Raw genomic sequence first — 13,821 nt, forward strand, 5'->3', positions numbered from 1 at the left:
TCTCACTCATATGCCCAAGCCACCCATGCAACGTCGATCTCTTCCGCTCTCCGCGCTTCGCGCGTTCGAAGCCGCCGCGCGCCTGGGCAGCTTCAAGGCCGCCGCCGAGGAATTGGCTGTTACGCCGACCGCCGTCAGCCACCAGATCCGGGCGCTGGAAGCGCAGACGGGGCTTGCGCTGTTCGATCGCCAGGTGCGCAAGGTGTCGCTGACCGATGCAGGGGCGCAGCTCTACCCAGTGCTGCGTGACGGATTTGATGCGTTCGAGGCGACGCTGGCACGGTTGACGCAACAGCGAACGCGGGCTCAGGTAAGCATCTCCGCGACGAATGCATTCACCGTGAAATGGCTGGTACCGCGCATGGCCGATTTCCGGCGCAGGCATCCCGACATTGACTTGCAGTTGCAGGCGAGCGACGACCTTGTCGACCTGCGATCGACGGCGGTCGACCTTGCGATCCGCTATGGCCGTGGGCCGTATCCTGGTCTTGCGATCGAACCGCTGTTCACCGACCGGTTCGCACCCGTGGCAAATCCGCGTCTGGGCGTCGTATCGCCCGAAGATCTGGCTCGCGTGCCATTGATCCGTTTCGACTGGAAGCGACCTCAGCCAGAGAACCCGACCTGGGAGCGCTGGTTCACGGTCGCACAGCGGCGCCAACCGCCACAAGCGGGCCAGCTACGCTTTTCCGACGAGGGACACGCCATACAGGCGGCCGTCGCCGGCCATGGCATCGCGCTGGTCAGCCTGGCGTTGATCGCCGACGAACTGGAAGCCGGCCATCTCGTGCAACCATTCGGCCCCGCGATCGACGGACACACCTATCACCTGGCCATGCACGCCGACCGGCCGTCCTCGGCGCCAGTTCAGGCGGTGGCGCACTGGCTGCGCACACAGGCAGCGCGACGGGAGCTTCACCTGCTCGATGCCCGAACAGATGAGGTCAGATTTTCCTAAGCTCCTCAAGTACGTGTTTCACCGCAATCTCCAGTGGGCCACTGTGGTGGGCAATCCCCATGGGACGCCATAGGGGCGGATCCAGATGCAGCGTCTTGAGCCGTTTGTCTATTTGAGGGTACAGCGTTTCGTACGAAAGCAGGGTTGCGCCATAACCGGCTCCCACCAGGCTTTTCGCTGAATCGTTGTAGTTGACCCTGATTTTTGCCTGGGGGCGAAGCCCGGATGCAGCGAACCATTCATTCGCGATTCTGGCAAGCTGGGTGCTGTCGTCGTTCAAGATCAACGGCTTGGTTGCAAGCCAATGAGCCGTTGCCTTTTCTGGGTGCTCCCAATGAGCCGGGATCAATGCAACGACAGGGTCTTTCCTCCACGGATGCACTTGAACTTCGGCCATTTGGCTCTGGGGAAGCGCCACGGCGGCGATGTCCAGCAGGCCCTTGGCCAATCGATCCATGGCCTCTCTCGAGTTAAGCACGGCTAACTCGACCTCTATGCCAGGGTGTTTCTGTGCAAGTCGATCGAGCGCTGTCGGCAACAAATAGGCAATGACCGGCGTTGCGGCACTCACACGCACACGCCCGGTTTTTCCTTCGGCATGTAGCTGGATAGCTTCCAGCATGGCATCGCTCTGATTCAAGAGCCGCTGCGCCCGTTCGACCAACGCCGCCCCCACACCTGTGGGGGTGGCCTTTTTTCGCTTGCGCAGTAATAGCGGAACCCCAAGGCGCTCTTCGAGCTCGTTGATATGAAGGCTGATGGTGGGAGGCGCCAGATGCAGAACCCGCGCCGCCGCCACAAAAGACCCCTGCTCCACGATGGTGACCAGCGTCCTGAGGCGATCCAGATTGAGCTCACGCATATTCACTATTCCTGAACTAAATGGTCAGTATATTCAACTTTTATTTATCTAAGCATGTCCATACAATCCAGTCAAGGTTGTAAGGAACGGACAGGAATCAAGGAGAAAAGAGTGGTTAGTCAGGATCATGATGCGTATCGTCGCAGTCAGACAATGTCTGGGGCGACTCTCGCCTCCATCGCTTCGGAGCTCGCTCGGATCGTGGGCGCGGGTCGGGTTTGGAGCGGCCAAGAGGCCCGGCAACGCTACCCTGGCGATAAAAGCTGGCTCACGATTGTGCATGCGCACTACGGCCGCCCCCTCAATCAACCCGAACTGGCTGCCGCACCCGAAACGGTGGAGCAAGTGTCGGACATCATGCGCCTGGCATCGCGCACCAACTTGCCTGTAACGCCCCTGGGCGGAGGGTCTGGCGTGCAGGGTGCTGCCAACGCAAACCTGGGTGGACTGCTGTTGGACCTTACGAGCCTGAATCGCGTCCGCGAGATCGACGAGTCCTCACTGACCTGCACTGTTGAGTGCGGCATGAACATCATGGCGTTCGATGCCGAGCTAAGCAAACGCGGCTTGACATTCACGCATGATCCAGCGTCCGCGGAATGGGCCTCAATCGGCGGCGCTATCGCGGCGCGCGGCTCCGGCGTGCTGTCTACCCGCTACGGCAATATCCAAGATCACGTACTGTCCCTTGAAGTGGTACTGCCCGATGGTCAGGTCGCGCATCTGCCGGCAGTCCCTCGCCACGGAGCGGGACCGGAACTTAGCCAGTTATTCGTGGGAAGCGAAGGGGTCCTGGGGATCGTCACCGCAGCCCGGGTGAAGCTGCAGCGACAGCCTAAGGCCCGGCGTTTCAGCGCCATTCAGTTCCCCTCGCTGGCTGCCGGAATTGCTGCCGGGCACGAGATTATGACTACGGGACTACGTCCCGCCGTGATCCGTCTGTACGATGCCAAATCCACAGCCCTTAGTCTTGCCAAAATAGTTGGATCCAGCTTTAACGGCGAGACCATGGTGCTAATGGTCGAGGGTCAGCACGAGACGCTTGTCGATCTTGAGAGCCGTACCTGCGAGCAGATCTGCAAGGCTCATGGCGGACAGATACTGGACGGCCAAGTGGGCACATTGTGGTGGGAAAATCGCTATGACATGTCGCGCCCGCCCCATACTCCGCAATTGCCTCAAATCTGGATGACGATGGACGCCGTATCCGACTTTCGCTCCATCGAGGGGCTTTACCATGGCGTTACCCAAGCCATTGCTGAATCGATCGATCCCAAATGGGGCCTGACGGTTAAAACGCATCTTTCACACTGGTTTGAATGGGGGGCGATGATTTATTCCAGAGTCATTGTTCCCCATGGGCCGGAAAACCTGGATGAAGCCGTCGCCCTGCACGATCAAATTGTCGCGGCGGCAGTGCGCGCAACGCTGGCTGCGGGCGGCGTCATCAACGACCACCATGGCGTAGGCATGCGTTTGGCGCCGCATATGGCGGCGCAATTCGGCGCGGGCGGCATGAGCTTGTTGCAGGGCGTGAAATCCGGGCTCGATCCGCAAGGCATCCTATGCCCTGGAAAACTGGGCTTAAGTCGCAAGGTACCGATTTAATGTATTTTGTCTTCCAAAATCCGAAATGAATATTGCGGAGCGGAGTAATGGATCTAGGGCTGGCGGGACGTGTTGCAATCATCACGGGCGGAGCTCGGGGAATTGGCTTGGCGCATGCGCGCGCACTCGGCATGGAGGGTGTTTCAGTTGTACTGAATGACCGTGACATTGATGCCGCGACACATGCTGTCGAAGTTCTTTCGGCAGCGGGCATCGACGCGAGATTCCTGGCGGGTGATGCAACTGATCCAGAGGTGGTTGGCAAGACAGTGGCACTCGCCTTGGACAAACTCGGGCGCCTGGACATTCTGGTGAACAACGCGGGCATAGGGGTCAAGCCCGCGGCTCAGGTTGAAGAAATGTCTCTGGATGACTGGCAAAGAATGCTGCATGTCCATCTGGACAGTACCTTTTTGTGGTCACGCGCCGCAGTCGATCCCATGCGCCAGAATGGATATGGGCGGATCATCAATACCTCATCGATGAATTTCACCGGAGGCGGTCGCCCGGGCGTTGCCCACTACTCGACGGCCAAGGCAGGTATCGTAGGGCTAACGCAGACCATGGCCAAGGAAGTGGGAAGGTTCGGCCTGACGGTCAATGCTATCGCGCCGGGCTATGTGGCGACTGAACTCATTTCGCAATTCTCGCCTGACATGATGGATCGGTTACAAAAGCAAAATCCCATTGGACGACTGTGTCAGCCTGAAGAGGTTGCTGCGCTGGTCACGTTCCTTTCCTCAAATCAAGCTGGCTTTATTAATGGTGAGCTGATCTGCATGGACGGCGGACGCCGGGATTTCTACTGGGGATAATTTTGAATCGAACCGAGTAATGATGAATCAACAATATTTCATCGGCATCGATATTGGTGCTGGCAGCCTCACAACGATGATCATCGATCTGGCCGGAACCGTCGTAGGATCGGCCAGCGAGGATTTGCTGACCCGTAGCCCACATTCGGGCTGGAGCGAACAAGACCCACAAGACTGGTGGCGGGCCTTGTGCCTGACGGCGAAACAGGCACTGGCACAAGCAGCCATACGCCCCAACCAGGTCAAGTCGATATCTCTGAGCGCAGGGGCGCATACGCCTGTTCTCGTGGATGCGTACGGACACGTCGTGCGCCCGGCCATCTTGTGGAGCGATACGCGCAGTCGTGTCGAAGCGGCCGAACTAAAAGATAAACATGGCTCGGAGATATTCGAAATTGCCCGCAATTCGCCTGCTCCCACATGGACACAACCGCAACTGCTCTGGCTGGCGCGCCATGAGCCCGAATCGATCGCCAGAACCAAACGCTTATACATAGCCAAGGATTGGCTGCGTGCCCAATTGACGGGAACATGGGAGACGGATCACACCGAGGCGTCCGGCACGATGCTGTATGACCCGGGCCGTGGGGACTGGTCCGAACGCCTCTGCGAAATGATAGGTCTTGATAGATCGATTTTGCCGCCTATTGTCGCTGTTACGGATGTCGTTGGAGAGGTTACAGCTGCGGCGGCGGAAGAAAGCGGACTTGCGGCCGGAACCCCGGTCGTCTGCGGCAGTTCCGACACCTCGCTGGAAACGTACGGAGCGGGCGCGGTCGCTCTCGGCACAGGCGCGGTAAAGCTGGCAACGGCAGCTACGATTACCATGGTCAGTTCCGAGCCCGGGCTTAGCACATCTGTTATTAATTATCCGTTTTGCGTACCGGATTACTGGTACCTGATAGGCGCCACCAATTCGTGCGCTTCAGCGCATCGCTGGCTGCGCGATACATTTTTTGCAGAAAGTGGAATGACAGGGGCGCAAGCATTTGCTTCCATGGACAAGGAAGCAAGCAGCGTACTTCCCGGGGCTAATGGCTTATTGTTCCACCCTTATCTGCAAGGTGAACGTACCCCTTACTGGGATCCCTTGTTACGCGGAGATTTCCTCGGCATCACATTTGCTCATGAACGCCGGCATTTCGTACGAGCCCTTTACGAAGGCGTTGCTTTTTCATTGTATGACGTGCTTCTGGCACTGGAAGAACAGGGCAAGAGCATGACGGAGGCGCGAATTATTGGGGGCGGTTCCCGTAGTGCCGTCTGGCGTCAGATTGTGGCTGATGTGCTCGGCATCACAATTATCATGCCGCGCATTACCGATGCATCATTCGGTGCCGCTCTGGTCGCCGCAGTAGGTATAGGGGCGTTCCCCGACCTGCCTACGGCCGCCGAGCAAACCGTGTCCACCGTGGCGCGCCACGAACCAGACGGCCATCAACACCAGCATTACCAAGAGCTGCATGCGATTTACCGGGATGCGGCCAAGGCCCTCTTTGACATTAATCACCGTTTATCTGCCATCAACAGGGAATGATTACCATGTTAAGAGCTTTCGGCGCACCGTACCGATATGTCCAGGGCCGGGGAGCAATAACCCAGCTAGGTGAATTTGCCTCCACTCTGGAAGTTCGGCGGCCGCTGATTATTATCGATGAGGCTATTAAAGACATATTGCTGCCCCAAGTCATGCACGGCTTGGGACACTTGGCCGATCAAGCTGTTTATGCGGTTTTCTCGGGCGAATGTACCCGATCGGAAGTCGCACGGCTGTCAGCGGTGGCTGCCGAGGCCAAAGCCGACCTGATTGTGGGTGTCGGAGGCGGAAAAACAATAGACACGGCAAAAGGGGTGCGCATCCAGTGCAAGCAGCCGATATTTATCGTCCCCACCATTGCTTCCAATGATTCGCCCACCAGCCGCCTGGTCGTGCTGTATACGCCAGAACATGCCGTGGACGAAGTGCTGCGTATGCCAACCAATCCGGACTTGGTTCTCGTGGACACAGAGGTTCTGGTCAAGGCCCCCGAGCGCTTTTTCATTTCTGGTGTCGGCGATGCACTATCCAAGAAGTTTGAAGCAGCCCAGTGCATAGGAAGCGGCAGAAACAACTTTTACGATGCGCAGGCAACGCTATTGGCGCAAGCCATTTCCGGACTTTGCTATGACACTGTACGAGAGCACGCCGAAGGCGCCCTGGATGCCGTCAGAAGCAGGCAAGTCAATGATGATTTTGAACGTACGGTCGAAGCGACCATCTTGCTGTCCGGCTTGGCATTTGAAAATGCAGGCTTATCCATTGCCCACTCTTTGACACGTGGCTTATCTGCCATCCCTGAGCTGGCATCCGCATTACATGGCGAACAAGTCGCATTCGGTTTGCTTGTACAACTCTTGCTTGAAGGCAGGCCTTCATCTTTTATGGAAGATCTGCTGTCGTTCTATGGCCGCATGGGCTTGCCCAGAACCTTGGCAGAACTGGGTTTACACGGTGATCCTGTCCCGGCTGCTCAATTAATCGCCAAAATCACGTGGGAACGCGCTCCTTATATTAAGGCGTTCACGTTTCCGCTGAACCAGGACCGCTTGGCAGCAGCAATTCTTGAAGTTCATCAATCAAACTCTTAAACGCCGCCGACGGGCCAAATTCGTGACGATAATAACCAAAGGAGACAAACCATGAAAAAACTACTCACCATTTGTGCGACTGCACTTGCTTTTTCTTTTGCTGCGCCTGCACTGCATGCGGAAACGACGGTCCGGGTTGGCAGCATCCAGTCCGCCGAGTTCTATATGAATCCCTATATCAAGAAATTTGAGGAGATCGTTCGCGCAAAGACCAATAATGCCTACAACTTCAAGGTGTATTACAACAGCACCTTGGGCAGCGAATCTGAAATGTTCGAACAGATGCAGGCCGGCATGCTGGAAATGATGTTCGGCTATTCCGCCATTCTGCCCAACTATGTCAAAGAGACAGAGATTATCGGGCTCCCCGGGCTTCTATCCAACTTTGATGAAGTGCACAAAGTCATGAATGGGCCTATCGGAGAAGACCTGGCGCAGAAAGTTCTGGACAGCACCGGAGTGCGTATTCTCTGGTTTGTCGACCAAGCTCACCGCAACGTCTTCCTGAAAAACAAAGATGTCAAAACCGTTGCGGATCTCAAGGGAATCAAGTTGCGCTCACCTAATTCCCCCTTGTATCTCAAGGTGCTGACCACCATGGGTTTCAATGCGGCACCCATGGGCTTCAACGAGATCTATACCGCGGTGCAAACCGGTGTGGTTGACGGCCATGAACAAGAAGATCCCGGCATGCTGGCCATGAAGTTTTATGAAGTGGAAAACAGGGCCGTGGTTACCCGTCATATGTACCAATCCGCGGTCTGGGAAATAAGCGAGAAGTTCTTCCAGAAACTGCCTGAGAAAGATCGCCAGATCTTCAAAGACGCGGCCCGTGAAGCCGGCATCTGGTTCCGGCCCATGACCGGCCTGGACGCGGAGCTTGCCGCCCGGAAGATTCTTGAGGAAAAACATCGCGTCAAGGTTGTCGAGCTGGATCAAAAGGAGCTCAATGCGCTCTTTGCCCCGATGGTGGATGAATATGCCAAGGAACGTGGCATTTATGACTATGTAGTCAAAGTTCGTAAAGAACTTAATAAATGACCGGCTCCAAGATGCGTAAGCGCCTGCATCCGCTGATCAGCGAGGTGATCGTCATTGTTTGTTTTGTGGCGATTGTGCTGACTACCTTCCTGGGGGTAGTCAGCCGTTATATCTTCGAGTACTCGCTTCCGTGGGCTGATGAAATTGCGCGCTACGGGCTGGTCTGGCTGGTCTATATCGGCATGGTCAGCTCGCTGGTGCGCGGCCAGCACGTTTGTGTAGAGCTGCTCTTGAGCCGTTATCAGGGAAAGCTCCGCATCTGGATGCTGAATCTGATTGATTTGCTCGGGATGCTGTTGTTTGGCGTCTTGCTGTATGGCGGCGTGCTGCTGGTAGAGATGGCCCGCAGCCAAATCACACCCGGCCTCGGCATATCAAAGTCCTGGGTATATGCAGCTGTGCCAATCGGTGCCGCCCTCATGCTCATAGAGTACATATCGCGCATCAAGCGCAGGCTATCCGGCCAAGATCAAATCTGAGGGGATAAAAATGGAAGCAGCCCTCATGCTGTTGTTGCTTTTCTTTTTTTTGACGATCGGCGTTCCAATTGCATTTTCAATCGGCCTTTCAGTGCTTGCCATGGTGCTGGTCAGCGACGTGCCGATTCTGATCTTCGCGCAACGCGCCGCCAATGCGGCGGATAGTTTCTCGCTCTTGGCCATCCCACTGTTTGTACTGGCAGGCGAGCTGATGAACCATGGCGGCTTGACCAAACGCCTGATCGCGTTCGCCCAAGCTTTGATTGGACATTTGCGGGGCGGATTGGGACAAACAGGTGTGCTTTCCAGCCTGATCTTCGCCAATGTTTCGGGTTCTGCCGTAGCCGACACTACCGCAATTGGTTCTGTTCTCGTGCCGGCAATGGTCGATAAAGGCTATAAGCCCACTTTTGTTGCTTCGCTTCAGGCCAGCGCCGGATGCCTCGCTCCCATCGTGCCGCCCAGTATTTTATTGATTCTGTATGGGTCCATCGTCAATGTCTCAATAGGCGCATTGTTTCTAGGTGCAGTTGTTCCGGGCTATCTGATCGCTTTAGCGTTAATGATTGCCGTCCATATATTGACCTCGCCGAAGCGCCAGCCTGGGATCGTACGCGAGCGATTTGCAGGCCGTGCCGCCATCAAGTTGGCAACAATACAGGCACTGCCGGCTTTGGCCATGCCGCTGATTATTATCGGTGGTATTGCGGGGGGCATCTTTACCGCGACGGAAGCGGGTTCGATTGCCGTAGTTTATGCATTTTTAATCGGCCGCTTTTATTACCGTGGGTTCAAGATCCGCGACTTGCCCACAATCATTATTTCGTCCGCTGGCGTTACCGTGATGGTAATGGCCATTATTGCTTTTGCAGCCATATTCGGATGGCTGATGGCCTGGCAAAATGTTCCGGAGATACTTGGCGGGTGGATCAAGTCATTTACCGCCAATCCCTATACGTATCTGGCTATTGTCGTGGCCTTTGTATTGGTGCTGGGAACCGTGATGGAGGTATTGGCCATTGCGACGATCTTCGGTCCCTTGCTGCATACCCTTGCCGTAGGCTACGGCTTCGATCCAATATTTTTTGGCGTGATCCTGGCAATTTTGATGCAAATTGGGGGTGCCACGCCACCGGTCGGAATATTATTGAACATCACCTGCGGCTTGGCCGGAGTCACCCCGGGGCGCTGTATCGGCTATATGGGGATATTTATCGGCGTCTATCTTTTTGTGGTCCTCTTGGCTATTGCCTTCCCCTCATTGATTACCTTCCTGCCCCATATGATGCTGGGTTGATGGACCAAGAGAATGTGGGAAGGCCAAAAACCGATATAAAACAAACTTAACGGTACAATAAGCCCTTTACATTTCAGCCCCCGGGATATACACCCGTTACGGCGACCATCATGCAAGAAACCATCATCAAGCGGACCAGCTCCGCCCCTGCGGCGACGCCTGCAAATTCCCAGACCTTTCTGCTGCCCCAGGAACCCGAAGCATCAGGACTGCCATCTGCCCAGGTCGCCAGGCCCAGCACGCTGCTGATCCCGGAAGAACCCGAAGCACGGACAGCACTCTTGCTTCCCGAAGAGCCGACCCCATCCGGGCAGGCCCAGGCATCCAAAACTCCGACCGCCGCCAAAACCCGCAAGCTCTTCATCCGCACCTTCGGCTGCCAGATGAACGAATACGACTCCGACAAGATGGCTGACGTATTGCGCGAGGACCAGGGCGTCGAGATCACCCAGAACCCGGACGAAGCCGACATCATCCTGTTCAACACCTGTTCCGTGCGCGAAAAAGCGCAGGAAAAAGTGTTTTCGGACCTGGGCCGGGTACAGCACCTGAAGCAAAGCAATCCCGACCTTATCATCGGCGTGGGCGGCTGCGTGGCCAGCCAGGAAGGCGAAGCCATCATCAAGCGCGCCTCGTACGTGGACGTCGTGTTCGGGCCGCAAACCCTGCACCGCCTGCCGCAGCTTATTGCCAAGCGCCGCCAGTCGGGCCGCTCGCAGGTCGACATCAGCTTTCCCGAAATCGAAAAATTCGACGCCATGCCGCCGGCGCGGGTCGACGGCCCCACCGCTTTCGTCTCCATCATGGAAGGCTGCAGCAAATATTGCAGTTTCTGTGTCGTGCCCTACACGCGCGGCGCCGAAGTATCGCGCCCTTTCGACGATGTCCTGATGGAAATCGCCGATTTGGCCGACCAGGGCGTCAAGGAAGTCACCCTGCTGGGCCAGAACGTCAACGCCTATCGCGGCCCCATGGGTGACAGTGCGGAAATCGCCGACTTCGCCATGCTGCTGGAATACGTGCACGACGTTCCGGGCATCGAGCGCATACGCTATACCACCTCGCATCCCAAAGAAATGACCTCGCGCCTGATCGACGCCCACGGCTCCCTGCCCAAGCTGGTGCCTTTCCTGCACTTGCCCGTGCAAGCGGGCAGCGACACCATCCTGGCGGCCATGAAGCGCGGCTACACCACCCTGGAATTCAAATCCATCGTCCGCCGCCTGCGCGCGGCGCGTCCCGGGCTGACCCTGTCGTCCGACTTCATTGTGGGCTTCCCGGGCGAGACCGAGGCGGAATTCGAAAAAACCATGGACCTGATCCGTCATGTTGGATTCGATCAATCGTTCTCCTTTATATACTCGCGCCGGCCGGGCACGCCTGCCGCCGACCTGGAAGACGATACGCCCAAGGAAGTGAAGCTGGAACGCCTGCACCGATTGCAGGCGCTGATCAATGAGCAGGCGACGGCCATCAGCCAGTCCATGGTGGGCAGCGTCCAGCGCATTCTTGTGGAAAAGCCGTCGCGGCGCGACCCCAACGAGCTTTCCGGCCGCACCGAGAACAATCGCATCGTCAATTTCGTGGGGCAGCCGCGTCTTATCGGCCAGATGGTCGATGTACGCATTACGCACACCATGACCAATTCCCTCAAGGGCGAAATCGTGATCAGCGAGCCCTCCTGTACGGAGCCTGCATGACGCGTAGCGCCCAGGGCAAAAAAGGCCCCGTCACCGTCAAGCTGGACGGCGACAACACGCACTTGGCGAACCTGTGCGGACCGTTGGACGAGAACCTGCGCCAGATCGCCGATGGCTGGAATGTCAGCCTTAGCCGGCGCGGCGACCAGGTATCGATCACAGGCGAACAGGCGAAGGCGGCCGCCAAGGCGCTCCAGCTGTTTCACCGGCGCGCCGTGCACAAGGCCTTGTCGATCGACGATATACAACTGGGCATGGTCGAGCTGGGCGCCGGGCAATCGCAGGCGCCGCAAGAGCCCGCCGCCGAGCCGGCCGTCCTGCCCGAGATCCCGCCGGTCGATGACCAGAGCCTGAACCTGCGCACGCGCAAATCCGATTTACGCCCCCGCACACCTCGCCAGCGCGAGTATCTGAATCATATTCTTCGGCACGACATTACTTTCGGCATCGGTCCGGCGGGCACCGGCAAGACCTGGCTGGCGGTGGCTTGCGCCATCGACGCGCTGGAACGCGAAACTGTTCAACGGCTGGTGCTTACCCGGCCGGCCGTGGAAGCGGGCGAGCGGCTGGGCTTTCTGCCGGGCGATCTGGTGCAGAAGGTCGACCCTTACCTGCGTCCGCTCTACGATGCGCTTTACGATTTGATGGGCATCGAGCGCGTCCAGCGCCTGTTCGAAAAGCAGACCATAGAGATCGCGCCGCTGGCCTATATGCGCGGACGCACGCTGAATCATGCCTTCGTCATCCTGGATGAAGCCCAGAACACGACGCCGGAGCAGATGAAGATGTTCCTGACCCGTATCGGTTTCGGCAGCAAGGCGGTGATCAACGGCGACCCTTCGCAGGTGGACCTGCCGCGCGGCCAGGCCAGCGGGCTGGTGCATGCGGTCGACATCCTGGAATCGGTGCAGGGCATAGCCACGACACGATTCACCAGCCGCGACGTGGTGCGCCATCCGCTGGTGGCGCGTATTGTGGATGCCTACGAAAAGGCGGGCGACCATGTCTCCTGATCTGTCCCTGACCGTCCAGTACGCAACGCCCGCCCCCGAATTGCCGCGCTGGCGCCTGCGCCGATGGGTGCTGCAGGCGGTGCAAGGCATGGCGCGGGCCGAGGGGCCGGGCGCAAACGCCTTGCGCACCGTCGCCCTGACCCTGCGCCTGGTCGATGCCGACGAAGGCCGGCGCCTGAACCGCGAGTTTCGGAGCAAGGATTACGCGACCAATGTGCTTACGTTCGAGTACGGCGTCGATCCCGACGGCACGGCCAGCGGAGACGTGGTGCTGTGCGTGCCCGTGCTGCACCGCGAAGCGGCCGACCAGGGCAAGCCGGTGCTGGATCATGCCGCGCATCTGACGGTCCATGGCGTGCTGCATGCGCTGGGCTACGATCATATCGAAACCGATGAAGCGCGGGCCATGGAAGCGCTGGAAGTCCGGATACTGGGCAAAATGGGCATTGCCGACCCCTATCAGGCCTGAGTGCGCGCACCGCGACGGGTATTTCGGTTATGCTAAACCCTCCTGTATTAAGTCCCTTGGACAATGTCAGAACCTAGCTCATCAGACGCCGAGCCCCGCCCGGCAAAAAACGCATCGAAATCCCTGTTTGAACGGCTCACCGCATTCATGCGGCCATCGGAGCCCGAAGATCGCGAAGACATCAAGGCCGTGCTTGAAGCCGCCCACGACCGGCAGGTGCTCGACGGCGAGTCCTATGCGATGATATCCGGCGCCCTCGAGGTCGCCAACCAGACCGTGGCCGACATCATGGTGCCGCGCTCCAAAATGGATATGCTGGACATCAGCAAGCCGTTGGCGGAAGTCCTGCCCGAGATCATCGAGACCGGCCACTCGCGGTTTCCCGTCTATGAAGACGACCGGGACAATATCGTGGGCATCCTGCTGGCCAAGGATCTATTGCTTTCCATCACCAATCCCGCCATCGACCTGCGGCCGCTGGTGCGCCCCGCCGTATTCATCCCCGAGACCAAGCGACTGAATGTGCTGCTGCACGATTTTCGCAGCAGCCGCAATCACCTGGCCATCGTGGTCGACGAGCATGGCGGCATTTCGGGCCTGGTGTCCATGGAGGACGTGCTTGAGCAAATCGTCGGCGACATCGAGGACGAATACGACGAGGACGCCGAGAAGACCATTTTCCAGACCGGCACCAATAGCTGGCGGGCAATGGGCATCACTGAAATCGACATTTTCAATCGCAGCTTCAACACCGATTTGCCGCATGACGACTACGATACGCTGGGCGGCTGGCTGGCGGCGGAATTAGGCCGCATCCCCCGCCGGGGCGACAGCATCAGCCACCAAGGCCTGAACATCACGGTCGTGGGAGCCGACGCCAAACGCGCCTTGTGGCTGCACATACAGCACGACAGCGCCGATCCGCTGGCACCCGCCGGCACCAACGAGTAA

At 57.9% G+C, this 13,821-nt stretch carries 13 protein-coding genes; 12 read left to right on the forward strand and 1 reads right to left on the reverse strand.

Annotation, left to right across the window (positions count from 1 at the left end; genetic code table 11):
• Positions 1-25: 25 nt before the first annotated feature.
• Positions 26-958 carry a LysR substrate-binding domain-containing protein gene (locus V0R37_RS02250; RefSeq protein ID WP_420372940.1) on the forward strand — a complete coding sequence of 311 codons (933 nt, stop codon included), beginning with the start codon at positions 26-28 and terminating at the stop codon, positions 956-958.
• Here V0R37_RS02250 and V0R37_RS02255 read toward each other — a convergent pair.
• Complete coding sequence (locus tag V0R37_RS02255; RefSeq protein WP_420372941.1) at positions 945-1,820, reverse strand: LysR family transcriptional regulator; 876 nt, start codon at positions 1,818-1,820, stop codon at positions 945-947. The genes V0R37_RS02250 and V0R37_RS02255 overlap by 14 nt on opposite strands.
• 153 nt (positions 1,821-1,973) lie before the next feature.
• On the opposite strand from V0R37_RS02255, the gene V0R37_RS02260 reads away from it, so the two are divergent.
• From V0R37_RS02260 to V0R37_RS02310, 11 genes are all read left to right on the forward strand, one after another.
• The gene (locus V0R37_RS02260; protein WP_420372942.1) at positions 1,974-3,428 is read left to right on the forward strand and encodes an FAD-binding oxidoreductase; all 1,455 of its coding nucleotides are present in this window, start codon (positions 1,974-1,976) and stop codon (positions 3,426-3,428) included.
• A 47-nt stretch (positions 3,429-3,475) separates the two neighbouring features.
• A complete protein-coding gene (locus V0R37_RS02265; protein WP_420372943.1) occupies positions 3,476-4,243 on the forward strand; it encodes an SDR family NAD(P)-dependent oxidoreductase in 768 nt (255 codons plus the stop codon).
• A 19-nt stretch (positions 4,244-4,262) separates the two neighbouring features.
• Complete coding sequence (gene xylB, locus V0R37_RS02270) at positions 4,263-5,780, forward strand: xylulokinase (RefSeq protein ID WP_420372944.1); 1,518 nt, start codon at positions 4,263-4,265, stop codon at positions 5,778-5,780.
• 5 nt (positions 5,781-5,785) lie between these two features.
• Positions 5,786-6,871 carry a glycerol dehydrogenase gene (locus V0R37_RS02275; RefSeq protein WP_420372945.1) on the forward strand — a complete coding sequence of 362 codons (1,086 nt, stop codon included), beginning with the start codon at positions 5,786-5,788 and terminating at the stop codon, positions 6,869-6,871.
• Positions 6,872-6,922: 51 nt separating this feature from the next.
• On the forward strand, positions 6,923-7,912 hold the full coding sequence (locus V0R37_RS02280; RefSeq protein ID WP_420372946.1) for a TRAP transporter substrate-binding protein: 990 nt from the start codon (positions 6,923-6,925) through the stop codon (positions 7,910-7,912).
• On the forward strand, positions 7,909-8,391 hold the full coding sequence (locus V0R37_RS02285; RefSeq protein ID WP_420372947.1) for a TRAP transporter small permease: 483 nt from the start codon (positions 7,909-7,911) through the stop codon (positions 8,389-8,391). Before V0R37_RS02280 ends, V0R37_RS02285 begins: the two co-directional genes overlap by 4 nt.
• Positions 8,392-8,401: 10 nt before the next feature.
• Positions 8,402-9,688, forward strand: coding sequence for a TRAP transporter large permease (locus V0R37_RS02290; protein WP_420372948.1), 1,287 nt, complete (start codon positions 8,402-8,404; stop codon positions 9,686-9,688).
• Positions 9,689-9,798: 110 nt separating this feature from the next.
• Positions 9,799-11,388 carry a tRNA (N6-isopentenyl adenosine(37)-C2)-methylthiotransferase MiaB gene (gene miaB / locus V0R37_RS02295; RefSeq protein WP_420372949.1) on the forward strand — a complete coding sequence of 530 codons (1,590 nt, stop codon included), beginning with the start codon at positions 9,799-9,801 and terminating at the stop codon, positions 11,386-11,388.
• Entirely contained in the window at positions 11,385-12,401 is a 1,017-nt protein-coding gene (locus V0R37_RS02300; protein WP_420372950.1) for a PhoH family protein, read from the forward strand. The genes miaB and V0R37_RS02300 overlap by 4 nt, the downstream gene beginning before the upstream one ends.
• Positions 12,391-12,870 carry an rRNA maturation RNase YbeY gene (gene ybeY / locus V0R37_RS02305; protein ID WP_420372951.1) on the forward strand — a complete coding sequence of 160 codons (480 nt, stop codon included), beginning with the start codon at positions 12,391-12,393 and terminating at the stop codon, positions 12,868-12,870. Before V0R37_RS02300 ends, ybeY begins: the two co-directional genes overlap by 11 nt.
• A 63-nt stretch (positions 12,871-12,933) precedes the next feature.
• Positions 12,934-13,821 (forward strand): CorC family transporter, encoded by an 888-nt coding sequence (locus tag V0R37_RS02310; RefSeq protein ID WP_420372952.1) that lies wholly within the window; start codon positions 12,934-12,936, stop codon positions 13,819-13,821.

This window comes from Pollutimonas rozaliensis (assembly GCF_048751585.1).
GTDB lineage: Bacteria > Pseudomonadota > Gammaproteobacteria > Burkholderiales > Burkholderiaceae_B.

Excerpts from the sequence above, each read along its gene's own strand:
- V0R37_RS02250 (WP_420372940.1), top strand. The coding sequence starts at position 26 with ATGCAACGTCGATCTCTTCCGCTCTCCGCGCTTCGCGCGTTCGAAGCC.
- V0R37_RS02255 (WP_420372941.1), bottom strand. The coding sequence starts at position 1,820 with ATGCGTGAGCTCAATCTGGATCGCCTCAGGACGCTGGTCACCATCGTG.
- V0R37_RS02260 (WP_420372942.1), top strand. The coding sequence starts at position 1,974 with ATGTCTGGGGCGACTCTCGCCTCCATCGCTTCGGAGCTCGCTCGGATC.
- V0R37_RS02265 (WP_420372943.1), top strand. The coding sequence starts at position 3,476 with ATGGATCTAGGGCTGGCGGGACGTGTTGCAATCATCACGGGCGGAGCT.
- xylB (WP_420372944.1), top strand. The coding sequence starts at position 4,263 with ATGATGAATCAACAATATTTCATCGGCATCGATATTGGTGCTGGCAGC.
- V0R37_RS02275 (WP_420372945.1), top strand. The coding sequence starts at position 5,786 with ATGTTAAGAGCTTTCGGCGCACCGTACCGATATGTCCAGGGCCGGGGA.
- V0R37_RS02280 (WP_420372946.1), top strand. The coding sequence starts at position 6,923 with ATGAAAAAACTACTCACCATTTGTGCGACTGCACTTGCTTTTTCTTTT.
- V0R37_RS02285 (WP_420372947.1), top strand. The coding sequence starts at position 7,909 with ATGACCGGCTCCAAGATGCGTAAGCGCCTGCATCCGCTGATCAGCGAG.
- V0R37_RS02290 (WP_420372948.1), top strand. The coding sequence starts at position 8,402 with ATGGAAGCAGCCCTCATGCTGTTGTTGCTTTTCTTTTTTTTGACGATC.
- miaB (WP_420372949.1), top strand. The coding sequence starts at position 9,799 with ATGCAAGAAACCATCATCAAGCGGACCAGCTCCGCCCCTGCGGCGACG.
- V0R37_RS02300 (WP_420372950.1), top strand. The coding sequence starts at position 11,385 with ATGACGCGTAGCGCCCAGGGCAAAAAAGGCCCCGTCACCGTCAAGCTG.
- ybeY (WP_420372951.1), top strand. The coding sequence starts at position 12,391 with ATGTCTCCTGATCTGTCCCTGACCGTCCAGTACGCAACGCCCGCCCCC.
- V0R37_RS02310 (WP_420372952.1), top strand. The coding sequence starts at position 12,934 with ATGTCAGAACCTAGCTCATCAGACGCCGAGCCCCGCCCGGCAAAAAAC.